Raw genomic sequence first — 23,690 nt, 5'->3', positions numbered from 1 at the left:
CTGATTCTGCTCACTTGATTACCTTGATGTCGGATCGAACGATGTTGAAAAAGACATGCACGAGCTTTCCGAACTCCACGCTGCCGTGGTCGAAGCGTTCCGTTGCTCCGGCCGGGAAAGCCCCTGGTACACGGCTGTCGATGGCCTGATCCTGCTGCGCGCGCAGGCGGAACAGAAGCAGACGCATCTGGTGCACAAACCGGCGTTGTGCATCGTCGTGCAGGGCGTCAAATGGACGACTTTCGGCGCGCAGCGGCTGGCATACCGCACCGGGCAGGCGATGGTCGTGAGCGTGGAGATGCCGGGCGCGAGTCAGGTGATCGAGGGAGGTTCCGATGCGCCGTATCTCAGCGTCGTGATCGAGCTGGACGGCGCGATCATGCGCGAGGTGTATGCGCGCATGGACACGCCGCCGCCATCGGTGGAAGGGCCGGCGGCGTTCGTGATGGATCTCGATCGTGGTCTGCTGGATTGCGCCGCGCGCGCGGTGCGGCTGCTGAGCGAACCCGAAGCGATCGCCATGCTCTATCCGACCGTGATGCGCGAAATCTGCTATCGCCTGCTGGCGGGTCCGCATGGCGCGGCGCTGGCGCGCATGGTGGTCGGCACCGAACGCGACCGGCGCGTGACCCACGCCTTGCAGACGCTGCGCGAACGCTACACGGAAACGATCCGCGTCGACGAACTGGCCGGCGTGGCCGGGCTGAGTCCGGCGGCGTTCCACCGCAAGTTCAAGGCCATGACCGGCATGACGCCGGTGCAGTTCCAGAAACAGATGCGGTTGATGGAAGCGCGGCGGCGCATGCTGTCCAGGGCGATGTCGGCGGAGGTCGCGGCGTACGAGGTCGGTTACGCCAGCCCCTCGCAGTTCAGTCGCGACTATGCGCGTTTGTTCGGTGCGCCGCCGCGCCGCGACATCGAGCGATTGCGTCGAACCGGTCTGGATGCCTGACCGTGATGCATGTGAAGCTGCTCGCCAATAGCGTTTGGTTCGCGGTGGACGTGCGGGCACACTGCCCTGCCGACTCGAGCGTGCCGCCAATGACATCCAACGTCGCCCCTTCGTCCGGCCGCAACGCCGGCATCGACTTGCTGCGAGGCGTGTCGATCCTGCTGGTGGTGATGAACCACATCGGCCTGCGCATTCCGCTGCATCGCACCGCGCTGGGCGAGCTGCTGCCGGCGTGGCTGTTGAAGGCGTTGATCTACAACGGTCTGTCGGCGGTGTACGTGTTCTTCGTGGTGTCGGGCTTCCTGATCGCGCGAAATGCGCTGGCGCGCTGGGGATCGCTGGGCGCGGTGCATCTGCGCGATTTCTATGTGCGCCGTTTCGCCCGCATCGTGCCGTTGCTGACGTTGCTGATCGCGGTGCTGGCGGTGTTGCATGCGGTTGGCGCGCATGACTACGTGATCCATCGGCCGGGCCAGTCGCTGATCGGTGCGGTCGCTTCGGCGTTCGGCCTGTACCTCAACGTGTACGAGGCGCACACCGGCTACCTGCCCGGCAACTGGGACGTGCTGTGGTCGCTGTCGATCGAGGAAGTGTTCTATCTGGCTTTTCCGCTGCTGTGCCTGCTGCTGCGGCGTCGGCGCGCCATGGTGCCGTTGCTGGTGCTGCTGGCGGTGTCGCTGCCGTACACGCGCGGCCTCGCCGAGGGCAATGAGATCTGGATGGAGAAGGCCTATCTTCCGGGCATGTCGGCGATCGCCTGCGGCGTGCTGGGCGCGTTGCTGGCGGCGCGCTGGCAGCCCTCGCTGACGGTCGCGCGGACGATGATCGCGAGCGGTGCGCTGGTGCTGACCGGCCTGCTGTTGCGCGGCGATCTGCTGTGGCCGTACCTGGGGCACGGCGTGATGCTGCTGCTGGTGCTGTCGACGGCGGTGTTGGTGCTCGGTCTGCACGCCCGCGCCGCCGCCTCGCCGGCGCCACGGCCGTTGCCCGGTTTCGGCTGGCTGCGCGTCTGCGGGCGGCTCAGTTACGAGATCTACCTGACGCACATGTTCGTGGTCTACGCGGCCGTCGACCTCTACCGCGCCACGGGCAAGCCGCTGGCGACGGGTTTCCTGTGGTATCCGCCGATTCTGTTGCTGACGGCGGCCCTGGGTGCGGTCGTGGCGCGCTGGGTTTCGCAGCCCTGCGAACGCGCGCTGCGTGCGCGCTGGCTGCAGCGGCGCGGGGTGGTGTCGGGCAAGCGCGTCGAAGCTTAGTCGTCCCGCACCGGCCGACCGATCCGACCGGCGGTGGACGATGCGCGGTGCAGGCGCATCTTGAGATCCTTGAGGTCGGCGACGATCACGAAGGTCATCACCACCAGCAGCGCCCAGGAGCCGATCTTGCCCGCGTGCACCATGCGCCAGCTCAGGTGCTGATCGGGGTAGGTCCACGCGCCGAGGAAGGTCGCCGCGTTCTCGGCGACCCAAAGGAAGAAGCCGATCAGCACGAACGCCAGCGGCAGCGGCATCCACAGCCGACGACGCCACGGCGTGAAGTACACCCGGGTGCGGCGGAACAGAGCCAGCAGCAGCAAGGTCAGCAGCCAACGCAGGTCGGGCAGGAAGTGATGGGTGAAGAAGTTGGCGTAGATGGCGATCGCCACGGCGGCGCTGAGCCGTGGATCGGGCGCGTTGCGCAAGCGCAGGTCGAAGAAGCGCCAGGCCTGGACCATGTAGCTGGCCACCGAGGCGTACATGAAGCCGGCGTAGAGCGGCACGCCAAGCAGCTTGCTGTAGGCGAATTCCGGGTAGCTCCAGGAACCGATGGCAGGGTTCGACTTGAACGCTTCCAGGGCGAAGCCGAGCAGGTGAAACAGGGCGATGGTCTTCAGTTCGTCGCGCGTTTCCAGGCGCGTCCACAGCATTGCCGCCTGCAACGCGAGCGCGCCGAGCAGGATGGCGTCGTAGCGTGGCACCGGCGCGGTCGAGACCACGCGTGAAGCGGCCAGGAGCAGGAAGAAGCCGCCGGCGAAGCTGCAGCTGGCGGCTTCCTTCAGGCCGAACCAGAGGAACTCGCGCAGCGCGTCCGCGCGCACGGCGTGCGGCGCGGTCAGCCAGACGTGCAGGCGGGCAGGCAGGAAGCGAAGCATGCCGGCATGTTGCCGTATCGGCATGGCTGCGTCAGGCAGCAAATCGGGCGTTGCGATGACATGCGCATTGAACCGCGTCGCCAGCCTTGGCATGCTGCATCGATGACACGGGGAGGGATATCCATGCAGATCATGACGCTCGGCGATTTCGCGTCACGCGTGAACGAGACATTCACGGTCAGTCTCGATGAGGGGCAAGGCAATGCGCCGTTCGTGCTCGTCGAAGCGCGTCCGCTGAGCGGGCAGCCGGTGGTCGGGCAGTCGCGCGATCCGTTCGCGTTGCTGTTCCGCAACGAGGCGGCGATCCTGTTTCCGCAACGCATCTACCAGATGCATCACGAGGCCACGGGTCCGTTCGGTATCTTCCTGGTGCCGATCGCGCGCGAGCAGGCCGGCTTCCTGTATCAGGCGGTCTTCAACTGACGTTGGCGTCCCAGCGCATGCCGCGGTAGGCGCCCTCGACGCCGGTGTCGCGAAATCCCAGACGAAGATAGAGGCGGTAAGCCGCCTCGTTGCGCAGATCCACATGCAATCGCACGCCGCGGTCTGTTCGGGCGGCGTTCTGCTGTATGTGGATGATGAGTGCGGAGCCGACACCACGGCCACGAACCTCGGCCAGCAGTGCGATGTCGATGATGAGATCGTCACTTGCTTCGCGCTGCAAATAGAGCCGGCCGATCGCGCGTGCCTCGAGTTGCAGCACCAGGAAATCGGCGTCGGCATACCGGCGCACATAATGCGTATGTTGCAGTACGAACTGGTCGGCGACGAAGCGCTCGCACAGGGCCTGGGGCCATCCGGTCGCGCGCAATTCCGCAGCACGTGTTTCGGCGTACAGGTGTTGCAGAAAGGGAAGGTCTTCAGCGGAGGCACGGCGCAATGCATAGCTGCGCACCTGCAGCGCCTCGGGCGTCTGCAGGTGCTTCATCGACCCTGCCGGAAAGTCCGGCAGGGTCTGCGGCATCTTCGACATCAGCTGAAGGACGGGTAGACGCCCTCCAAGGCGATGCAGAAATTCACGGCAAGGTAGGGCTGGCGGTTTTCATGCGCCTGGCTGCCGCCGTCCGGACCGACGCTGTTGGGATGGAAGGACATATTCGGCTGTGTTCCGGTAACGAATGCAGGAACGTTGCCGGGAAAAGTCAGTCCGTACCCATTTTGCGGACTGGCTGAACGTTTGCTTGGGTCGCGCTGCACGTAAAGATTGAGTTGGTGGTTATGCGACGGAATTTCGGTGCCGATGAGGGTCACTTGTGCCTCGCCGAACGGCTCGCCAATAGTGCGCGTACTCAGGCCAGGCCCATGACCTTGATTGGTCGGTGCGCGACCTTGGAAATTGGGCAGTGCAAAGGTGCTTTGTCCATTGCCGCCGTACGTCGTGCCGATGAGCGAGAAGAGCGCGGTGTTCTGCGAGATGGGCAGCAGGCTCCCCGCGCAGGTCGCCCATCCCACGGGCGCGAAATTGAAGCCGAACAGCTGGATTTCGCCGATAAATGGTGTGGTCATGATGAAGTCCCCGAAAGCGTCAAGACAATGTGCAGGCTTGCGTCTGGTTCAGCTGCGCGACGGATAGATGCCGACATAGGCGATGCAGTACGACGCCGTCAGTGTGGGCATGCAGTTGTCATGCGGCTGGTTGCCTCCACTGGGACTGATTGCGAAGGTTTGCAGCGGGTAGGGTGACAACCCCGTGATGTCGGTGGCGTACATGGTGTCCGAGTTGCTCGGTGTGCCTAGTTGCACGCTGGGGGACGGGGTATCGCTCGAAGCCGCCGCCGAAGTGGCGTGGAAAGAGTGCGAATGCTGCGGAATCTGCGTGCTGAGAAGCGTGACCGTCTCGCTGCCGCTCTTCTGACCGATCGGTCGAGGCGTCAAGCCATTGCCGTTGCCGTAGCCGATGGGCAGACGACCGCGGAGGTCGGGCAAGCCGAAGGTGGTCTGGCCATCGCCACCGTATAGGGTGCCAAGTAGGGAAAAGAGCGCATCGTATTGCGAGATGGGCAGCAGCGTTCCATCACAGGAAAGCCAGCCTCTCGGAATGCGCGGAAAGGAAAACAAGCGGATTTCGCCGACGAACGGTTCGCTCATGGTCATGCTCCAAGGTCGTTGGGGCCGCGGCTTGCCGCGGCCGGCATCAGCTGCGCGACGGGAAAATGCCGCTCAGGGCGATGAAGAAATTCACCGCCAGGTAGGGCTGCATATTGTTATGCGCCTGACTGCCGCCCGTAGGGGAGACGGTCTGCGATGCGAGCGTGGCCTGGGTACCAGGCGCGGCGTAAAGGTTCTCGCCACTGGTCTTGGCATAGAGCGCGTCCGTGGGTGATCGAACCGCGGCGTCGGCGGTGCTGCCCATGAAGGTATGGACGTGTGCCGGCAGGGTGCTGTTCGTCAGCGTGACGGTCTCGACACCGCTGGCCTGCCCCTGCACGTAGCCGTTGTTTTTGTCGGCGCCAAGTGGTGTGCGACCGCGTGTATCCGGCAGAGCGAACGTGGTGGTGCCGTTCCCGCCGTATTGCGTGCCTAGAAGTGAAAAAAGTGCCTGATTCTGCGAGATCGGAAGCAGTTGTCCGTTGCAGAGCGCGAAATGCGCAGGCGCGAAATCGAAACCGCCGAGCATGATTTGCCCGAGGAATACTTCGCTCATCCGACGTTCTCCCTCATCCGTTTGGGACCCCGATGATGCCGGGCTGATTTTTCAGTGAACGAGTGTGCATCCAACCCCATGACGATGACAAGCGATATTTGTAGAGCAATAAAAATTCTCAAGACTATTTGCCATTCGGCACTTCCTTGTACGGGGAATAACTGTTGTAATCGTTTGTGCAAAAAGGGATCGGTTCGCCAGGAGTGGAACCGTTTTGCTCATGGGGAAAGGTGGCGTGCCTGATCATCTCGTAGAGTCCATGCACGGGGCGAGTTGACGTCGGGGCGCCAGGGGGAGTGGATCATGTCGTCGTCGATGATCGATGTATTTCGTGTGCGCACGAAACGTAGCCGCGTGTCCGGCTGCCTGCGTATGTTCAGTGCGTTGCTGGTGCTTTTCGCTGCAACGATGTGGTCGGGAACGGCGCTTGCCAATTGCTCGGCCGAGTCCCCGATCAACATCACCGTGAACTCGGGGGCGACCTACACCATCGATCTCACGGCCGATTACAACGACTGTGCGCCATTCGGCATCACCATGACCGATCCGGTCACCACGGCCCACGGCACGGTCACGCACAACAATTTTGCGGGCAGCGGCAACGTACAGATTTATTACGCCAACAATGGCGACGGCGCCACGTCGGATACGTTCACGTTCGATGACGGTACGGGTTATATCGTCACGGTCAACGTCACCATCAATCCCCCGCCCATCAGCATCACGCCGACCACGGTTCCCGCGGGCACCGCGGGCACGGCCTACCCCTCGACGACTTTCACGGCCAGCGGCGGCACGGGGTCGTATACCTACACGGTATCGGCGGGCAGCCTGCCAGCCGGAATGAGTCTGTCCTCGGGAGGCACCTTGAGCGGTACACCGACGGCGGCGGGAACATTCAACTTCACCGTCCAGGCAAAGGACACGAACAACACTACAGGCACGCAGCCGATCACCTTGACGGTGAATGCGCCGACCATCACGGTCACACCGAATTCGGTATCCGGCGCCACCGTGGGCGTGGCGTATACCCCGGTGAACTTCACGGCCAGTGGCGGCGCCACGCCGTATACCTACACGGTATCCGCAGGCAGTCTCCCGGCCGGCATGAATTTGTCTTCCGGCGGCACGCTGAGCGGTACGCCGACGGAAGCCGGCTCGTTCAATTTCACCGTGCAGGCGAAGGACAAGAACAATTTCACCGGCACCACATCCTCGATCAGCATGACGGTAAACGCGCCGACGATCACAGTCGGTCCCGGCACGATATCCAACATGCAAGTTGGCGTTCCGTACAGCCAGCAGTTCACGGCGTCCGGCGGCACGCAGGGCAGTGGCTACACGTTTTCGGCCACGGGCACGGTACCGACCGGTTTGAGCCTGTCCAGCAGCGGTCTGCTGTCCGGTACGCCGACGTCGGCGACCAGCTCCGCCAGCTTCACCATCACGGCGACGGATCAGAGTACCGGCACGGGCGCGCCGTTCTCCGGTTCGCAGGGGTACACGGTCAGCGTTGCTGCGCCGACGCTGTCGATTTCCCCCGCCTCGGGGACGACCTTGACCGCGGCGACCCAGGGCAGCAGCTACAGCCAGCAGTTCACGGCCAGCGGCGGCACCACTCCTTATACCTACCAAGTGACCGGCGGCACGTTGCCGAACGGTCTGTCGGTCAGTGCTGGCGGCCTGCTGAGCGGCACGCCGACGGAAGCCGGTTCGTTCAACTTCACCGTGACCGCGACCGACAGCTCGACGGGCACGGGATCGCCGTTCTCGGTCGCCGGTTCCTACACGCTCAATGTGCAGGCGATCGCGCCGGTGGCCAATCCGGTCTCGGACACGGTGTCCTACGGCAGTTCCTCGAATGTCGTCCCGACCAGCTTCTCCGGCGGCACCCCGACGTCGGTGGCCATTGCCTCGCCGGCCAGTCACGGCACCGCGACGGCCAGCGGCACGACCATCACCTACACGCCGATCTCCGGGTACACCGGCACCGATTCGTTCACGTATACCGGCACCAACTCGGCCGGCACCTCGGCGGCGGCCACGGTCAGCATCACCGTCTCCGGTCCGACGCTGGCGATCACCAGCTCGAGCGGCGGCACGTCGCTGACGGCCACCGTGGGTCAGTCCTTCACGCAGACCTTCACCTTCAGCGGCGGAAAGGCGCCGTATCAGGGCTACAGCATCACTGGTGTTCCGGCCGGCCTGAGCGTCACCGGCTTCAACAACACCAGCATCACGATCTCGGGCACGCCCACGGTCAGCGGCACGTTCACGCTGGGGGTCAGCGGCACCGATTCGAGTACCGGTACCGATCCCAGCAGCGGCAAGAACGCGCCGTTCACCGTCAACCAGACGTTCTCGCTGCAGATCGGCGCAGCTTCGATGAACCTGTCGCCGGGTACGCTGACGAACCCCATGACCGTGGGTGTTGCTTACACGCAGACGTTCACCGCCAGCGGTGGTATTTCGCCTTATACCTACACCGTGACGTCCGGTGCGCTCCCTCCGGGAATGACATTGTCGGCCGGCGGCATCCTCAGCGGTACGCCAACGGCGTCCGGTGGGTTCCAGTTCCAGGTGACCGCGACCGACAGCAGTACCGGCGCCGGTTCACCGGCAACGGTATCGGTCACCTATAACGTGAACGTGACCGCGCCGACGATCGCGCTGGCGCCGAGCACGCTGCCGGCCGCGCAGCAGGGTACGGCGTACAGTCAGCAGCTGAGCGCCAGTGGCGGCATCGCGCCATACACCTACGCGGTGACCTCGGGTACGCTGCCGACCGGCTTGTCGATGACTTCCGCTGGCTTGATCACCGGCACGCCAACCGCGGCTTCCGCCACCCCGTACAGCTTCACGGTGACCGCGACCGACAGCACCACGGGTTCCGGTCCCTACACCGGCAGTCAGGCCTACACGGTGGTGGTGTCCAGCAATCCGCCCGTGACGCATGACGACACGGCGTCGACGCCGTCGCAGCAGGCCGTCACCATTCCGGTGACGAGCAACGACACCGGCAACATCACCAGCATCGCCATCGTCCAGACGGCGTCGCACGGCACGGCCACGGTCAACGGCCTGTCGGTGATGTACACACCGACGGGCACGTTCTTCGGCACCGACACCTTCACCTACACCGCCACCGGCCCGGGCGGCACCTCGACGGCGGCCACGGTCACCGTGACGGTGACGGCGCTGGCTGTGCCGACCGCGAAAAACCAGTCGGTCACCGTGCTGGGCGGAAAGTCGGTGAACATCGACGCGACCGCCGGCGCCACCGGCGGACCGTACACGGGCGTCGCCATCGCGACCGTGCCGGATGCGGGTACGGCCACGGTGTCGGGTACGACCATCACCTATGCCGCTCCAGCCTCGGTCTCCGGCACGCACACCTTCACCTACACGTTGAGCAACGCCTACGGCACGTCGCCGCCGGTCACGGTGACGGTGCACGTCAACCCGTTGCCGCAGGCGCCCAACCTGAGCGTCGACGCGATCGCCGGTGCGCCGGTGACCGTGGATTTGACGGCGAAAGCGACAGGCGGGCCGTTCACGGGCGCGGACATGGTGGCGATCTCGCCGAGCACGGCGGGCAGCGGACAGATCGTGGCGGCCAACGGCGGCTACCAGCTGCACTTCACCCCGGTCAGCACCTATGCCGGCATGGTGCAGGTGACCTACACCCTGAAGAACGCCTACGCGACCTCGGCTCAGGCGACGGTCACGATCCGCGTGATCGCGCGTCCCGATCCGAGCAAGGATGCGGAAGTGCTGGGTCTGCTGAACGCGCAGACGGAAAGCACCCGCCGCTTCGCACGCGGACAGATCGACAACTTCAGCCAACGCCTGGAAGCCCTGCATGGCGAGGGTGGCGGTCAGCGCTTCGACAACAGCCTGAGCTTCACTTCCGCCAGCAGTCGCATGCGCAATTCGCTGGGCAGCGGTCCGGCCGAGTTGCTGCCGACGTCGCAGATGCAGCGGCGCTATCTGATGCAGCCCGCCGATGCCGATGAAACGCCGGTCGAAACCCGCGGTTCGTCCGATCCGAATGCCATGCACTTCTGGGTCGGCGGCGCCGTCAACTTCGGTGCGCAGAAACGCGGCACCAGCGTCGACGGCATCGACTTCAACACCTCGGGCATCAGCGTGGGTGCGGACAAGCGGCTGTCCTCGAACTTCGTGCTCGGCGCCGGCATGGGCTACGGCCACGATTCCAGCGAGATCGGCTATCAGGGCAGCCGCAGCAAGGGCGAGGCCTACAGCGTGGCGGTCTACGCCAGCTACCAGCCTGGCGAGGCGCTGTATCTGGATGCGCTGGCCGGTTATCAGTGGCTGTCGTTCCATGCGCATCGCTTCGTGACGACCGACGGCAACTTCGTGCACGGCAACCGCAACGGACAGCAGACCTTCGGCGCACTGACCCTGACCTACGAATACGCGGGCGAAGACGGGCTGCAACTTTCCCCGTACGGCCGCATCGACGTGGCGAAGGCTACGCTGGATGCCTACTCCGAAACCGGCGACAGCCTGTATTCCCTGCATTACGAGCGCCAGAACGTGGACACCACCACGGGCAGTCTGGGCATGCGTCTGCAGCACAGCTACGAGCGGGATTTCGGCGTGCTGTCGCCGATGCTGCGCGTCGAGTATCGGCACGACTTCCAGGGCGACAGCAGCGCCATGATGCGCTATGCCGACCTGCCGACCGGGCCGCTCTACCGCGTGCAGGTCGATCAGCGGTCGCAGAACCACAAGGTTCTGGGCGTCGGCCTGCAGGCGCAGACCACGCGCGGCACCACTTTCCGCGTCGAGTACCAGAGCCAGTTCGACAACACGACCAAGCACGACCAGTCGATCCAGCTCAATTTCGAGACGCCGTTCGACTGAGCGAACATCCCGGCCGACGCAGCGTGCGTCGGCCGGGCCAGTAAGTTCGTCGACTACTCGTGGGAAGGCCACGGACTGAACCGCGCCGATGACATCCATGACTTCTACACGCGCATGCTGACGTTCCTGCAAGCGCATCTTGGCGCGCCGCAGCAGGCGCAGCGCCACTAGTCGACTTGCCAGCATGCGGCATGAAAAAGGGGCGCCGGAGCGCCCCTTTTCCGTTTCCGACCGCGGTAGCGATCAGAACGAGTAGTACAGCGAGAATTCCAGCGGATGCGTGGAGGCGCGGTACTTGGTGACTTCCTGCATCTTCAGCGCGATGTAGCCGTCGATGAAGTCGTCGGTGAACACGTCGCCGGCCTTGAGGAAGTCGCGATCTTTGTCCAGCGCTTCCAGGGCCTGATCCAGGCTGGAGCACACCTGCGGGATGTTCTTCTCCTCTTCCGGCGGCAGGTCGTACAGATCCTTGTCGGCCGGCGCGCCCGGATCGATCTTGTTCATGATGCCGTCCAGGCCGGCCATCATCAGCGCGGTGAAGGTCAGGTAGCCCGACTGCATCGGATCCGGGAAGCGCACCTCGATGCGGCGACCCTTGGGGCTGGACACGTACGGGATGCGGCAGCTCGCCGAGCGGTTGCGCGCCGAGTAGGCCAGCATCACCGGCGCCTCGAAGCCCGGCACCAGACGCTTGTAGCTGTTGGTGGTGGAGTTGGCGAAGGCGTTGATGGCCTTGGCGTGCTTGAAGATGCCGCCGATGTACCACAGCGCGGTCTGCGACAGGCCGCCGTACAGATCGCCCGCGAACAGGTTCTCGCCGCCCTTGGATAGCGACTGGTGCACGTGCATGCCGGAACCGTTGTCGCCGACCACCGGCTTGGGCATGAAGGTCGCGGTCTTGCCGTTCTCGTGGGCGACGTTCTTGACCACGTACTTCATCATCAGCAGTTCGTCGGCCTTCTTCACCAGCGTGTTGAAGCGCGTGCCGATCTCGCACTGGCCGGCGTTGGCCACTTCGTGATGGTGCACTTCGACCACCTGGCCCAGCTCTTCCAGCACCTTGCACATGTCGGCGCGCAGGTCGCCCAGCGAGTCGACCGGGCTGACCGGGAAGTAGCCGCCCTTCACGCCCGGACGATGACCGGCATTGCCTTCCTCGTACTTGTAGCGCGAGCTCCAGTGGGCTTCCTGCGACTCGATCTCGTAGAACACGCGGCCCATGTCGTTCTGCCAGCGCACGGCGTCGAACACGAAGAATTCCGGCTCCGGACCGAAGAAGGCCTCGTCGGCGATGCCGGTCGACTTCAGGTACGCCTCGGCGCGGCGCGCGATGGAGCGCGGGTCGCGGCCGTAGGCCTGCATGGTCGACGGCTCCAGCACGTCGCAGGTCAGGATCAGCTGCTTGTGGCTGCTGAACGGGTCGAGCAGCGCGGTGTCCGGGTCCGGCATCAGGATCATGTCGGACTCGTTGATGCCCTTCCAGCCGGAGATCGACGAGCCGTCGAACATCTTGCCGTCCTCGAAGGTCGACTCGTCGACGCTGTGCGCGGGGTAGGTCACGTGATGCTGCTTGCCGAGCATGTCCGCGAAGCGGAAGTCGACAAACTCGATGTTCTCGTCCTTGATCAGTTTCAGTACGGCGTTGGCGGTCATGGAGGCATCCAGCGTTGATGGGTGAAAGACAGTGCCCTTTAAGCATAGGGCATGCCACGTTCAAAGCGCGTCAGGACGGGCTTTCCGCAGCGCATCCGTCGAGATTTTGCACCAAATGCATGCAATGCCGGCTTAGTCTGCACAACAATGGTGATTGGTGGCGTCTTCGTGCGGTGCGGCGTCGTTTGGGTGGCGGGTGGCGGTCGAAGGTCGCGAGCGCGGTCGTGCGAGAACGGGGAACGCTCTGTTCGCATGCGTCCGATTGCAAACAGGCGGCGCGGAGGCAACATCGGTGACATCGCCGGTGGCGACGCATGCCGGCGTCACGGCGTCATCGATGGCCCGAGCATCGACAACGCACGCGCGGTCGATGCGAACTGCGGCAAGGCGTCCCCATCACGAGATCCGGTCATGAGCGCAACGCGTTTTCCCACCTACTTCCTTTCCCACGGCGGCGGTCCCTGGCCCTACATGAAGGGGCCGATGCGCGAGAACTTCGGCTGGCTCGAACAGTCGCTGCAGGATCTGCCGCGCCAGCTGCCGGAACGTCCGCGCGCGGTGCTGGTGGTGACCGGACACTGGGAAGAGGACGCGTACAGCGTGTCGTCCTCGCCCGCGCCGGGGATGGTGTTCGACTACTACGGATTTCCCGAGTACCTCTATCACATCCAGTATCCGGCGCCGGGTTCGCCGGCGCTGGCCGAGCACGTGCGCGGGCTGCTGTCCGACGCGGGTCTGCCGGCGGGCGCGGATGCCGAACGCGGTTTCGACCACGGCACGTTCAGCCTGATGCAGCCGATCTATCCGGACGCCGACATGCCGATCGTGCAACTGTCGCTGCGGCACGGCTACGATCCGGACGAACACTGGCGCGCGGGTCAGGCGCTGGCGCCGCTGCGCGACGAGGGCATCCTGATCGTCGGCAGTGGGTTGAGCTACCACAATCTGTCGATGTTCGGCCCCGCCGGTGCGGTGCCGGCCCTGCAGTTCGACGGCTGGCTGCGGCAAGCCCTCGCGGCCGCGCCCGCCGCGCGCCGCGAAGCCTTGATGCACTGGGCGCAGGCGCCTTCGGCGCGACAGGCGCATCCGCGCGAGGACCACCTGATGCCGTTGATGGTGGCGCTGGGCGCGGCGCAGGACGATCCGGCGGTGTGCGTCTACGGCGAGCGCTTCATGGGTGCGGCGGCGTCCAGCTTCCGCTTCGGCGCGGACCGCACGCCGACGGCCTTCGACCGTCTGGCAGCCTGAGCGCGAGCGGACCGGCACGCGGCTCGCGTTGGTCGGGTGGCGCAAGGTGGAAACAATGCGCGCACGGACGGTGCAGTGCGACCATGCAGGTCGCACGCCCTTTTCCGCTGCGAGTCGCGCGCCGCAGGCGGATCGCACGCGAGCCAGGGCCGTGGTGGGCCATAGCGCGCATCGGCTTCCGCACCGCGCTGAGCTGGTATCGATGGGCAGAAGGCGTGCGCGTTGATGCGGCGGGCATCGATGCATCGTGCATGGACGCCGCGCCAAAAGCGCGGCAAGCAAGCGGCGGAGGATCGGTGCGCGCCTAGGTCGGTTGTGGCGCGGTGTGCGGACCGAGCCGCAATGGCGTCGTACGCATTGCCCGCGTTTCGCCCCGATTTTCCGCGGCGTTGCGCGTACACTGCGGTTTTTTGCGACGGTCCCCGCGCCCATGCACGATCTGATCCGCGTCATCGTCCTCGGCATCATCGAGGGCATTACCGAGTTCCTGCCGATCTCCTCGACCGGCCACCTGTTGATCGCCGAGCGCTGGCTGGGCGCGCGCTCGGACCTATTCAACGTCGGCATCCAGGCGGGCGCGATCCTGGCGGTGACGTTGATCTACTGGAAGCGCATCTGGCAGCTGCTGACGCAGTGGCGCGATCCGGCCAATCGCGATTACCTGTTCAAGCTGGTGGTGGCCTTCCTGATCACCGCGGTGCTGGGACTGATCGCGGTGAAGTTCAACTTCAAACTGCCGGAGACGGTGACACCGATCGCGTGGGCGCTGATCGTCGGCGGTTTCTGGATGCTGGCGGCCGAGCGGGCCGCCGCGCACAAACCGGACCAGCGAAACATCACCTGGACCGTGGCGATCCTGGTCGGCATCGCGCAGATGGTCGCGGGCATTTTTCCCGGCACCTCACGCTCGGCGGCGACCATCTTCGCGGCCATGCTGTTCGGTACCAGCAACCGCGAGTCGGCCACCGAGTTCGCCTTTCTGGTCGGCATTCCGACCATGTACGCGGCGACCGGTTACGAACTGCTCAAGGTGCTGCACGACGGCGGCGCCGCGCACGAGGACTGGACGGCGTTGGGCGTGGGCTTCGTGGTCTCGGCCATCGTCGCTTTCATCGCCGTGAAGTGGCTGCTGGGCTACATCCGCACGCACCGTTTTACGCCGTTCGCGATCTACCGCATCGTGCTGGGCGTGGCCTTGCTGCTGCTGCTTCCGGGCGGCGCCTGAGGCAGGTCGCCGCCGCGTTCGGCGGCCATGTCGGGCGTCACGCCTCGACCGGTTCCGGCGGTCGCGTCTGTTTCGCCGGCTTGCCGAGCTTGGCCGCCATCGGTTCGTTGGTGCGGTCGAACAGGTCGCGCACCCACTCGATGAACACCTGCACGCGCGCCGACAGGTGCTTGCGCTGCGGGTAGACGATCCACACCGGCTTGCCGGTCGAGATCGTTTCCGGCATCACCACTTCCAGCATGCCCTTGTCGAGCATGCACGAGGCCAGCATGCGCGGTGTCTGGGTGATGCCCAGCCCCGCCGCCACCGCCTGCAGCACCGATTCGCCGTCGTTGATGAGCATGTGCGCGTCGATGTCGACCGCCTGTTGCCCGCCCGGCGTGTCGAACTGCCACTGTCGCGGCCGACCGTTGGGCAGGACATAGTTGATGCAGCGGTGGTTCTTCAGGTCGTCGATGCTGCGCGGCGCGCCGAAGCGCTCCAGGTACGCCGGCGCGGCGCAGACGATGTTGCGCAGGTAGCCGATCTTGCGCGCGATCAGGCTGGAATCGTCCAGCTGGCCGACGCGGATCGCGCAGTCCAGACCCTCGCCGTTGAGGTTGGACGGCGAATCGGTCATCGACAGCTCCAGGCGGATGTCGGGGTAGCGTTGCTCGAATTCGTCCAGGCGCGGGATCACCGCGGCGCGGCCCACGGACAGCGAAATGCCGACTCGAAGCTTGCCGGTCGGTTTGCGGTTGGCGCGGTCCAGCGCCTCGGTCGCCTCGTTCAGGTCGGCGAGAATTTCCTTGCAACGTGCATAGAACGCGGCGCCATCGTCGGTCATGCGCAGCGAACGTGTAGAGCGGAACAGCAATCGCGCGCCGAGCTGGGTCTCCAGGCGCGTGACCGCCCGGCTGACGCCCGAGGGTGTCATGCCGAGTTGCTTGGCGGCGGCGGCGAAGGTCTTCGCATCGACCACGCGGACGAAGGCGGATATGGCTGAAAAGTCTTCCATCGTGGGCTTTTCCCGTCGATTCGTGACTGTGGCTCAAGAGTGCATTGAGCGTAGAACGTATTTTCTATACTGGCAAGTGTACCTATTCTCTCGACCCCTCGCCGGGTCTCCTACCCCGGCGGTAACGATTTTGGGAGTTCGAGATGATCAAGAAGCGATGGGTATTTCTCCCCCTGCTCGCCATCGCGGTGGGCGTCAGCGCATGGCTGCTGCATGGCGGCGCGCCGACGCCGGGCGCGGCGGCGGGTGCCGGCATGAAACCCGCGGTGACCGTGGCCCGCGTACTGACCCGCAAGGTCAGCGACAGCGCGGACTTCACCGGACGCCTGCAGGCGGTGAACACGGTGCAGGTGCGGCCCCGCGTCAGCGGGTTCGTCGAATCGGTGCACTTTGCCGAAGGCGCGCTGGTGCACAAGGGCGAAGTGCTGTTCGAGCTGGACGCGCGCCCGTACCAGGCCGAAGTGGACCGCCTGCGTGCCAGTGCCGCCCAGGCCAAGGCCGAGCGGGCGCTGGCGGATACCAACCAGCGTCGCGGCGAGATGCTGCTGGCCCAGCACGCGATCGCGCAGCAGGAAGCGGATCGGTTGGACACCGCCGCGCAGAGCGCGCAGGCCAGTTACGATGCCGCGCGAGCGGCGCTGGCGGCGGCGCAGTTGAAGCTGGACTTCACCAAGGTGCGCGCGCCGATCGACGGCCGCGTCAGCAACATCCGCATCACGCCGGGCAACCTGGTCAGCACCAGCGACGTGCTGACCAGCGTGGTCACGGTCAATCCGGTCTACGTGTACTTCGACGTCGACGAGCAGACCTGGCTCAAGCTCGACCACCTGCGCGCCGAGGCGGCGCAGAAGGGCGGCACGGCGCATATCGGCGCGACCATGGGGCTGGCCGACGAGACCGGCTATCCGCATCGCGGCCGCATCGACTTCGTCGACAACCAGCTGCACAGCGGTTCCGGCACGATGCGTCTGCGCGCGGTGTTCGACAACCGCGACGGTCTGTACACGCCGGGCCTGTATGCGCGCGTGAAGCTGCAGAGCGGCGCGCCGCGGCCGCGTCTGCTGGTCGACGACCGCGCCATCGGCACCGACCTCGGCAACCAGTTCGTGTACGTGCTCGACAAGCAGAACAAGGTCGCCTACCGCAAGGTCGAGACCGGCGGGCTATACCACGGCCTGCGCGTCATCGACGGCGGTCTGGACGGCGATGCGCTGGTGGTCGTCAACGGCCTGCAGCACGTGCGTCCCGGCGTCGAGGTCAAACCCGAGCGCGTGGCGATGGACTACCGCCTGGACGCGCACGACAAGGCGCTGGTCGAGGCGACCGCGCCGCCTGCGAACAAGCCTTCCACCTCCGATGACGCGACCGCGTCCGTGACGACCGCCGCGGTCGGCCACGGCGCGTCGCAGGACTGATCCGTCCCATGAAGAATTTTGCCCAGTTTTTCGTCGACCGGCCGATCATGGCCGCGGTGCTGTCGCTGCTGTTCGTGATCGCCGGCAGCATCGCGGTCTTCCAGCTGCCGATCAGCGAATACCCCGAAGTGGTGCCGCCCACTGTGGTGGTGCACGCCCGCTATCCGGGCGCCAATCCCAAGGTCATCGCCGAGACCGTTGCCACGCCGCTGGAGGAACAGATCAACGGCGTGGAAGGCATGCTGTACAGCGCCTCGCAGTCGACCAGCGACGGCGCGCTGACCCTGACCGTGACCTTCGCGCTCGGTACCGATCTGGACAACGCCCAGGTCGAGGTGCAGAACCGCGTTGCCCAGGCTCTGCCCAAGCTGCCCGAGGAAGTGCAGCGGCTGGGCGTGACCACGCAGAAGAGCTCGCCCGACCTGACCATGGTCGTGCACCTGACCTCGCCCAACAAGCGCTACGACATGCTGTACCTGTCGAACTACGCGCGGCTGCACGTGAAGGACGTGCTGGGTCGCCTCAAGGGCGTGGGCGACGTGCAGATCTTCGGCGCCGGCCAGTACAGCATGCGCGTGTGGCTGAATCCGCAGAAGCTGGCCCAGCGCAGCCTGACCACGGGCGACGTGGTCAACGCGATCCGCGAGCAGAACGTGCAGGTCGCCGCCGGTGCGCTGAACGCGCCGCCGGGGCCGACGCATTCGGCATTCCAGCTCAACATCAACACGCGCGGCCGTCTGGTCAGCGTGGACGACTTCCGCAACATCATCCTGCGCACCGACGCCGACGGCGGCGTGGTGCATCTGGGCGACGTGGCCCGCGTGCAGCTGGGCTCGGACAACTACGCGCTGCGCAGCCTGCTCGACAACAAGCCGGCGGTGGCGATGCCGATCTTCGCCCGGCCCGGTTCCAACGCGATCCAGATCTCCGACGAAGTGCGCGCCACGATGGCGCGGCTGAAGAAGGATTTCCCGCAGGGCGTGGACTATTCCATCGTCTACGATCCGACCGTGTTCGTGCGCGGTTCGATTGAGGCGGTCGCGCACACGCTGCTGGAAGCGATCCTGCTGGTGGTGCTGGTGGTGATCCTGTTCCTGCAGACCTGGCGCGCGTCGATCATTCCGCTGGTGGCGGTGCCGGTGTCGCTGATCGGCACGTTCGCGGTGATGTTCGTGGCCGGCTTCTCGCTCAACGCGCTGTCGCTGTTCGGGCTGGTGCTGGCCATCGGCATCGTGGTCGACGACGCCATCGTGGTGGTGGAGAACGTCGAGCGGCACATCGAGCTGGGCCAGTCGCCGCGCGAGGCCACGCGCAAGGCCATGCGCGAGGTCACGGGTCCCATCGTGGCCACCGCGCTGGTGCTGTGCGCGGTGTTCGTGCCGACCGCGTTCGTCAGCGGCCTGACCGGCCAGTTCTACCGCCAGTTCGCGCTGACCATCGCCATCTCCACGGTGATCTCGGCGTTCAACTCGCTGACCCTGAGTCCGGCGCTGGCCGCCGTGCTGCTGAAGGGCCACGACGCGCCCAAGGATCGTCTGACGCGCTGGATGGAACGCGGCCTGGGCTGGCTATTCCGGCCGTTCAACCGTCTGTTCCATCGCGGTTCGGACGCCTACGTCGGCGGCGTCAAGCGCGTGCTCGGCAAGGGCACCATCGCGCTGGTGATCTACGCCGGCCTGATCGGTCTGACCTGGTTCGGTTTCGCGCACGTGCCGACCGGTTTCGTGCCGACCCAGGACAAGCAGTACCTGGTGTCGTTCGCGCAGCTGCCGGACGCGGCCACGCTGGATCGCACCGAGGACGTCATCCACCGCATGAGCGCGATTGCGCTGAAGCAGCCGGGCGTGCAGAGCGCGGTGGCGTTCCCGGGTCTGTCGATCAACGGCTTCACCAACAGCTCCAACTCCGGCATCGTGTTCGTGACGTTGAAGCCGTTCGACCAGCGGCGCAGCAAGGCGCTGTCGGCCGGCGCCATTGCCGGTGCGCTGAACCAACAGTACGCGTCGATCCAGGACGCCTACATCGCCGTGTTCCCGCCGCCGCCGGTGATGGGACTGGGCACCATCGGTGGCTTCCGCATGCAGATCGAGGATCGCGCCGACCGCGGTTTCGACGCGCTGTACAAGCAGACCCAGAACCTGATCGCCAAGAGCCGCAAGGACCCGGCGCTGGCCGGTCTGTTCTCCAGCTTCCAGGTCAGCGTGCCGCAGGTGGACGCCGACGTGGACCGCGAAAAGGCCAAGGCCGAAGGCGTCAGCCTGACCGATGCGTACCAGACCATGCAGGCCTACCTCGGCTCGCTGTACGTCAACGACTTCAACCGCTTCGGCCGCACCTACCAGGTCAACGTCTCGGCGGACCCGGCCTTCCGTCACACGCCGCAGGACATTCTCGGCCTGAAGACGCGCAACGCGCAGGGGCAGATGGTGCCGCTGGGCTCGTTCGTCACCGTGCATCGCGGCGCCGGTCCGGACCGCGTGCAGCACTACAACGGCTACCCGACGGCGGAGATCAACGGCGGACCCGCGCCCGGCTTCAGTTCCGGTCAGGCGCAGGCGGCGATGGAGAAGCTGGCCAAGGACAACTTGCCCAACGGCATGAGCTTCGAGTGGACCGAGCTGACCTATCAGCAGATTCTGGCCGGCAACACCGCGGTGCTGGTGTTCCCGCTGTGCGTGCTGCTGGTGTTCCTGGTGCTGTCGTCGCTGTACGAGAGCTGGTCGCTGCCGCTGGCGGTGATCTCGATCGTGCCGATGGTGCTGCTGTCGGCCATTGCCGGCGTGTGGCTGAGCGGCGGCGACAACAACATCTTCACCCAGATCGGCCTGATCGTGCTGGTGGGCCTGGCGTGCAAGAACGCGATCCTGATCGTCGAGTTCGCCCGCGAACGTCAGCACGAGGGCATGTCCCGTCACGAGGCGGTGCTGCAGGCGGCCAAGCTGCGACTGCGTCCGATCCTGATGACCTCGTTCGCGTTCATCATGGGCGTGGTGCCGCTGGTGACCTCGCACGGCGCCGGTGCGGAGATGCGTCACGCGATGGGCGTGGCGGTGTTCTCCGGCATGCTCGGCGTGACGCTGTTCGGCCTGATCTACACGCCGCTGTTCTATGTCGTCATTCGCGCCCTGGTGGAACGCCGCCAGGCGCGCGCCGAGGAACGCGCGGCGCAGCACGCGCTGCCGCAACCGGAGCATTCCTGAGATGAAACGATCGCTGATGAAGATGGCCGCGCTCGCCGCGGCCGTGGTTCTCGCCGGCTGCGCCAGCGTGGGACCGGACTATCGCGCGCCGCATCCGGCGGCGCCGAAGCTGCAGGGCCTGGACGCCGGGCAGGAGCACACGGCCGCGTTCCAGGCGGCGTGGTGGAGGCAGTTCGACGATCCGACGCTGGACGCGTTGATCCGCCACGCCGCGGCCAACAACCTCGATCTGCGCATCGCCGTGGCGCGCCTGCGCGCGTCGCGGGCGCAGCTCGGCGTGGCGCGTTCGGCGTACCTGCCGGATGTGTCGACTGGTGCGGACTACACGCGCAGCCGCGGTCAGCAGCCCGGCTTCGACGATCAGCGGCGCACGGTCACGACCTACCGCGCCGGTTTCGACGCCTCGTGGGAGATCGATCTGTTCGGCGGCGTGCGTCGTTCGGTGGAAGCCGCGCGTGCCGATCTTGGCGTGCGTCAGGCGCAGCTGCGCGACGCGCAGGTCAGCCTGCTGGCGGAAGTGGCGCGCAACTACTTCGAGCTGCGCGGCGCGCAGACCCGGCTCGACATCGCCCAGCGCGACATCGACAACCAGATGCAGACCATGCACCTGATCGAAGTGCGGCGGAAACTCGGCGCCGCCTCCGAGCAGGAACTGGCCAGCGCCAAGGCGCGACTCAGCGCCGTGCGCGCGCAGCTGCCGGTGCTGAAGACGCGCGTCAGCGCCGAGAAGTACCGTCTGGCCGTGCTGCTGGGCGAGCGGCCGGGCGAACTGGGCATCGATCTGTCGGCGCAGAGCTTCCGTCCCATCGCCGTCGATCTGCCGATCGGCGCGGCCGGCGACATTCTCGCGCGACGTCCCGACGTGCAGGCCGCCGAGCGCGCCTATGCCGCGGCCAACGCACGCATCGGCGTGGCCAAGGCGGACTTCTTCCCGCACCTGCGGCTGGGCGGTTTCCTCGGCTTCCTGGCCGGGCGCAGCAACGACTTCGGCGGCGCGGCGACGCGCGCCTGGTCGCTGGCGCCGAGCATCACCTGGGACGGACTGAACGTGCAGCGCGTGCGCGCCAACCTGCACGCCAGCGAGGCCAATGCCGACGCCGCCGAAGCGAACTATCGGCAGACCGTGCTGCTGGCGATCGAGGACGTCGACAATGCCGTGACCGGCTTCAACCAGGAACGCGTGCGCGTCAACGAGCTGCTGGAACAGCGCCGGCAGAGCCGCCGCGCCGCCGAACTGGCGCGCGTGCGCTACCGCGAGGGCGCGACCGGCTTCCTCGAACTGCTCGACGCCGAACGCACGCAATTGGCGGCCGAAGACGAGCTGGCGCAGGCCGAAACCGCGATCAACACGCGTGCCGTGGCGCTGTACAAGGCGCTCGGCGGCGGTTGGCAGGCCTGCGGCGACGTCGCGTGCAGCGCCGTCGCGCAAGCGGACGGGACGCCGTGAACGCGCGCGCCCGTCCGGGGCCGACGGCGACGCCGGTGCATCGCGTGGCGCTGGTCAGCGGCGCCAATCGCGGGCTCGGTTTCGAGGTGGCGCATCAGTTGAGCGCCACCGGCATGACCGTGCTGCTCGGCGCGCGCGATCTGGACAAGGGCCTGATCGCCGCGCGTCGTCTGGCTGGCGCGGCGGGTGAGGTGGTGGCGGTGCAGCTGGACGTCACCCAGCAGGAGCAGGTCGACACGCTGGCGCGCTGGGTCGACATCACCTACGGACGGCTCGACGTGCTGGTCAACAACGCCGGCGGCTACTACGACCACGACGCCCACGCCAGCGCCAACGACCTGGCCGTGGCGCAGGTGGCGATGGACACGCATCTGTACGGCAGCTGGCGCGTGACCAGCGCGATGCTGCCGCTGATGCGCCGGCATCGCTACGGACGCATCGTCAACGTCTCCAGCCGCTGCGGCGCGAGCACGTCCAGCGGTCCGCACTGCGTCGCCTACCGCGCGTCGAAGGCGGCGCTCAACAGCTACACGCGCACGCTGGCCGACGAACTGGACGGCAGCGGCATCACGGTCAATGCGGTCTGTCCGGGCTGGGTCGCGACGGATCTGGGCGGGCCGGGCGGGCGACCGGTGGAACGCGGCGCCGAGGGCATCGTCTGGGCCGCCTGCCTGCCGTCGCCCGCGCCGACCGGGCGCTTCTTCCAGGACGGTCAGGCCATCGGCTGGTGACGCCGGCGCGGTGGCGCGCTCAGCGTCCGACCAGGTGGGCGAACCACTCCCAGCCGCGAATGCGCTCGGCGATCAGCTTCACCGTGGTCAGCATGGGCACCGCCAGCAGCGCGCCGGCGATGCCCCAGATCCATGCCCACAGCAGCAGCCAGATCAGGATCGCGACGGGCGACAGACGCATGCGCCGGCCCATGATCATCGGCGTGATGAGGTTGCCCTCGACGGCGGTCAGCGCGGCGAAGCTCAGCGCCGGCGCCAGCGCGTCGAGCAGATGGTCGAAATGCATGCTGCCGGCGATCAGCAGCACCAGCGTCGTGCTGATCGCGCCGACGTAGGGCACGAAGTTGGCCAGCGCCGCCAACCCGCCCCACAGCAGCGGGTCGGGCATCTTCAGGCTCCACAGGATCAGCGCCGTCAGCGCGCCCAGCGAGATGTTGATGCAGGTGGCGGTGAAGATGTAGCGCGACACCTCGGCCTGGATGTTGCGCACGATGGTGACCACGTGGCGTTTGCTGGTGAACGAGGGCGAGACCTCGACCAGTTTGAGCAACATGCGGTCGCCGAAGATCAGGAAGAAGAACACCAGCAACCCGACCGTGAGCGCGAACGCCAGCACGCGCGGCGTGACCGCGATGACGTCCCAGACGTCCAGTCGTGCCGCTTGCGGCGCGGCCGTGTGGCGCACGCTGCCGTTGCCGACCAGCGACTGGGTGGCGCGGTTGGCTTCGTCGAGCTTGCGCGTGAACGGTTTGATCTTCGGCGCCAAGTCATGGCGGATCGCGCTCGGTGCCTGCTGCAGCCACTTCACCGCCGGCGGCGCCAGCAGCGTCACCGCGCCGACCGAACCGGCGGTCACGGCCAGCATCACCACGATCGCGGAGAGAAAACGCGGAATGTGCAGACGCGCCGCGCCAGCGACCAGCGGATTCAGGCCCAGGCCGAGAAACATCGCCAGCATCAGCGGCACGACCAGGGTCTGGCTCAGTGCCAGCGTGTAGATCAGCGCCAGCACCAGCAGCGCGGTCAGCATCAGGCTCATGGCCTGCGTGGGGCGACGCAGTTCGAGCGGACCGGAGGTCTTCTCCGTGGTCTCGCTGGCGGCGGCCGGAAGGCTCGCTTCGCCGGATGGGATGTCGTGGTTCATGGTCGTTTTCCGG

The 23,690-nt window shown here is 66.2% G+C and carries 18 protein-coding genes; 10 read left to right on the top strand and 8 right to left on the bottom strand.

What is annotated here, in order from left to right:
- Window positions 1-55 precede the first annotated feature (55 nt).
- Both LF63_RS00390 and LF63_RS00385 read left to right on the top strand, forming a co-directional pair.
- Window positions 56-952, top strand: coding sequence for an AraC family transcriptional regulator (locus tag LF63_RS00390; protein WP_052394446.1), 897 nt, complete (start codon window positions 56-58; stop codon window positions 950-952).
- Window positions 953-1,041: 89 nt separating this feature from the next.
- Window positions 1,042-2,208, top strand: coding sequence for an acyltransferase family protein (locus LF63_RS00385; RefSeq protein WP_043098865.1), 1,167 nt, complete (start codon window positions 1,042-1,044; stop codon window positions 2,206-2,208).
- On the opposite strand, the gene LF63_RS00380 is transcribed toward LF63_RS00385, so the two are convergent.
- Window positions 2,205-3,083, bottom strand: a complete 879-nt coding sequence (locus LF63_RS00380) for a DUF817 domain-containing protein (RefSeq protein WP_052394444.1) — start codon at window positions 3,081-3,083, stop codon at window positions 2,205-2,207. The genes LF63_RS00385 and LF63_RS00380 overlap by 4 nt on opposite strands.
- Window positions 3,084-3,206: 123 nt before the next feature.
- On the opposite strand from LF63_RS00380, the gene LF63_RS00375 reads away from it, so the two are divergent.
- Complete coding sequence (locus LF63_RS00375) at window positions 3,207-3,506, top strand: DUF6916 family protein (protein WP_043098864.1); 300 nt, start codon at window positions 3,207-3,209, stop codon at window positions 3,504-3,506.
- Here LF63_RS00375 and LF63_RS00370 read toward each other — a convergent pair.
- The 4 genes from LF63_RS00370 to LF63_RS00355 are packed head-to-tail and all read right to left on the bottom strand — an operon-like array spanning window position 3,499 to window position 5,727.
- The gene (locus tag LF63_RS00370; protein ID WP_235205219.1) at window positions 3,499-4,047 is read right to left on the bottom strand and encodes a GNAT family N-acetyltransferase; all 549 of its coding nucleotides are present in this window, start codon (window positions 4,045-4,047) and stop codon (window positions 3,499-3,501) included. The two genes, LF63_RS00375 and LF63_RS00370, sit on opposite strands and share 8 nt — an antisense overlap.
- 8 nt (window positions 4,048-4,055) lie before the next feature.
- Window positions 4,056-4,589: a phage tail protein gene (locus LF63_RS00365; protein WP_043098863.1), complete on the bottom strand. Its 534-nt coding sequence runs from the start codon at window positions 4,587-4,589 to the stop codon at window positions 4,056-4,058.
- Between the two features lie 48 nt (window positions 4,590-4,637).
- Window positions 4,638-5,171: a phage tail protein gene (locus LF63_RS00360; RefSeq protein ID WP_043102727.1), complete on the bottom strand. Its 534-nt coding sequence runs from the start codon at window positions 5,169-5,171 to the stop codon at window positions 4,638-4,640.
- 46 nt (window positions 5,172-5,217) lie between these two features.
- Window positions 5,218-5,727 carry a phage tail protein gene (locus LF63_RS00355; protein ID WP_043098862.1) on the bottom strand — a complete coding sequence of 170 codons (510 nt, stop codon included), beginning with the start codon at window positions 5,725-5,727 and terminating at the stop codon, window positions 5,218-5,220.
- Between the two features lie 303 nt (window positions 5,728-6,030).
- Between LF63_RS00355 and LF63_RS00350 the strand changes: the two genes are divergently transcribed.
- Window positions 6,031-10,617 (top strand): putative Ig domain-containing protein, encoded by a 4,587-nt coding sequence (locus tag LF63_RS00350; protein WP_081945014.1) that lies wholly within the window; start codon window positions 6,031-6,033, stop codon window positions 10,615-10,617.
- Between the two features lie 243 nt (window positions 10,618-10,860).
- Here the strand turns inward: LF63_RS00350 and glnA are convergent, their stop codons facing one another.
- Window positions 10,861-12,270, bottom strand: coding sequence for a type I glutamate--ammonia ligase (gene glnA / locus LF63_RS00345; protein WP_043098861.1), 1,410 nt, complete (start codon window positions 12,268-12,270; stop codon window positions 10,861-10,863).
- A 411-nt stretch (window positions 12,271-12,681) separates the two neighbouring features.
- Here glnA and LF63_RS00340 point away from each other — a divergent pair, with 411 nt between their 5' ends.
- Window positions 12,682-13,518, top strand: a complete 837-nt coding sequence (locus tag LF63_RS00340) for a DODA-type extradiol aromatic ring-opening family dioxygenase (protein ID WP_043098860.1) — start codon at window positions 12,682-12,684, stop codon at window positions 13,516-13,518.
- Between the two features lie 430 nt (window positions 13,519-13,948).
- Window positions 13,949-14,743, top strand: a complete 795-nt coding sequence (locus LF63_RS00335) for an undecaprenyl-diphosphate phosphatase (RefSeq protein WP_043098859.1) — start codon at window positions 13,949-13,951, stop codon at window positions 14,741-14,743.
- 37 nt (window positions 14,744-14,780) lie between these two features.
- Here LF63_RS00335 and LF63_RS00330 read toward each other — a convergent pair whose 3' ends face one another.
- Window positions 14,781-15,740: a LysR family transcriptional regulator gene (locus tag LF63_RS00330; protein WP_043098857.1), complete on the bottom strand. Its 960-nt coding sequence runs from the start codon at window positions 15,738-15,740 to the stop codon at window positions 14,781-14,783.
- A gap of 143 nt (window positions 15,741-15,883) precedes the next feature.
- Here LF63_RS00330 and LF63_RS00325 point away from each other — a divergent pair, with 143 nt between their 5' ends.
- The 4 genes from LF63_RS00325 to LF63_RS00310 are packed head-to-tail and all read left to right on the top strand — an operon-like array spanning window position 15,884 to window position 22,533.
- Window positions 15,884-17,155 (top strand): efflux RND transporter periplasmic adaptor subunit, encoded by a 1,272-nt coding sequence (locus tag LF63_RS00325; RefSeq protein ID WP_043098855.1) that lies wholly within the window; start codon window positions 15,884-15,886, stop codon window positions 17,153-17,155.
- 8 nt (window positions 17,156-17,163) lie between these two features.
- Window positions 17,164-20,355 carry an efflux RND transporter permease subunit gene (locus LF63_RS00320; RefSeq protein ID WP_043098853.1) on the top strand — a complete coding sequence of 1,064 codons (3,192 nt, stop codon included), beginning with the start codon at window positions 17,164-17,166 and terminating at the stop codon, window positions 20,353-20,355.
- Between the two features lies 1 nt (window position 20,356).
- On the top strand, window positions 20,357-21,802 hold the full coding sequence (locus tag LF63_RS00315) for an efflux transporter outer membrane subunit (protein WP_043098852.1): 1,446 nt from the start codon (window positions 20,357-20,359) through the stop codon (window positions 21,800-21,802).
- On the top strand, window positions 21,799-22,533 hold the full coding sequence (locus tag LF63_RS00310) for an SDR family NAD(P)-dependent oxidoreductase (protein WP_043102724.1): 735 nt from the start codon (window positions 21,799-21,801) through the stop codon (window positions 22,531-22,533). Before LF63_RS00315 ends, LF63_RS00310 begins: the two co-directional genes overlap by 4 nt.
- Window positions 22,534-22,552: 19 nt before the next feature.
- Here LF63_RS00310 and LF63_RS00305 read toward each other — a convergent pair whose 3' ends face one another.
- Window positions 22,553-23,677: an AI-2E family transporter gene (locus LF63_RS00305; RefSeq protein WP_081945013.1), complete on the bottom strand. Its 1,125-nt coding sequence runs from the start codon at window positions 23,675-23,677 to the stop codon at window positions 22,553-22,555.
- Between the last annotated feature and the right edge of the window lie 13 nt (window positions 23,678-23,690).

This window comes from Oleiagrimonas soli (assembly GCF_000761445.1).
In the GTDB taxonomy this organism is placed as follows: domain Bacteria; phylum Pseudomonadota; class Gammaproteobacteria; order Xanthomonadales; family Rhodanobacteraceae; genus Oleiagrimonas; species Oleiagrimonas soli.
The sequence above is the reverse complement of the archived record's forward strand: the minus strand, read 5'-3'. Positions and strand labels throughout refer to the sequence as shown.

Coding starts and splice junctions, on each gene's coding strand:
- LF63_RS00390 (WP_052394446.1), top strand. CDS start 56: ATGCACGAGCTTTCCGAACTCCACGCTGCCGTGGTCGAAGCGTTCCGT.
- LF63_RS00385 (WP_043098865.1), top strand. CDS start 1,042: ATGACATCCAACGTCGCCCCTTCGTCCGGCCGCAACGCCGGCATCGAC.
- LF63_RS00380 (WP_052394444.1), bottom strand. CDS start 3,083: ATGCTTCGCTTCCTGCCTGCCCGCCTGCACGTCTGGCTGACCGCGCCG.
- LF63_RS00375 (WP_043098864.1), top strand. CDS start 3,207: ATGCAGATCATGACGCTCGGCGATTTCGCGTCACGCGTGAACGAGACA.
- LF63_RS00370 (WP_235205219.1), bottom strand. CDS start 4,047: ATGCCGCAGACCCTGCCGGACTTTCCGGCAGGGTCGATGAAGCACCTG.
- LF63_RS00365 (WP_043098863.1), bottom strand. CDS start 4,589: ATGACCACACCATTTATCGGCGAAATCCAGCTGTTCGGCTTCAATTTC.
- LF63_RS00360 (WP_043102727.1), bottom strand. CDS start 5,171: ATGAGCGAACCGTTCGTCGGCGAAATCCGCTTGTTTTCCTTTCCGCGC.
- LF63_RS00355 (WP_043098862.1), bottom strand. CDS start 5,727: ATGAGCGAAGTATTCCTCGGGCAAATCATGCTCGGCGGTTTCGATTTC.
- LF63_RS00350 (WP_081945014.1), top strand. CDS start 6,031: ATGTCGTCGTCGATGATCGATGTATTTCGTGTGCGCACGAAACGTAGC.
- glnA (WP_043098861.1), bottom strand. CDS start 12,270: ATGACCGCCAACGCCGTACTGAAACTGATCAAGGACGAGAACATCGAG.
- LF63_RS00340 (WP_043098860.1), top strand. CDS start 12,682: ATGAGCGCAACGCGTTTTCCCACCTACTTCCTTTCCCACGGCGGCGGT.
- LF63_RS00335 (WP_043098859.1), top strand. CDS start 13,949: ATGCACGATCTGATCCGCGTCATCGTCCTCGGCATCATCGAGGGCATT.
- LF63_RS00330 (WP_043098857.1), bottom strand. CDS start 15,740: ATGGAAGACTTTTCAGCCATATCCGCCTTCGTCCGCGTGGTCGATGCG.
- LF63_RS00325 (WP_043098855.1), top strand. CDS start 15,884: ATGATCAAGAAGCGATGGGTATTTCTCCCCCTGCTCGCCATCGCGGTG.
- LF63_RS00320 (WP_043098853.1), top strand. CDS start 17,164: ATGAAGAATTTTGCCCAGTTTTTCGTCGACCGGCCGATCATGGCCGCG.
- LF63_RS00315 (WP_043098852.1), top strand. CDS start 20,357: ATGAAACGATCGCTGATGAAGATGGCCGCGCTCGCCGCGGCCGTGGTT.
- LF63_RS00305 (WP_081945013.1), bottom strand. CDS start 23,677: ATGAACCACGACATCCCATCCGGCGAAGCGAGCCTTCCGGCCGCCGCC.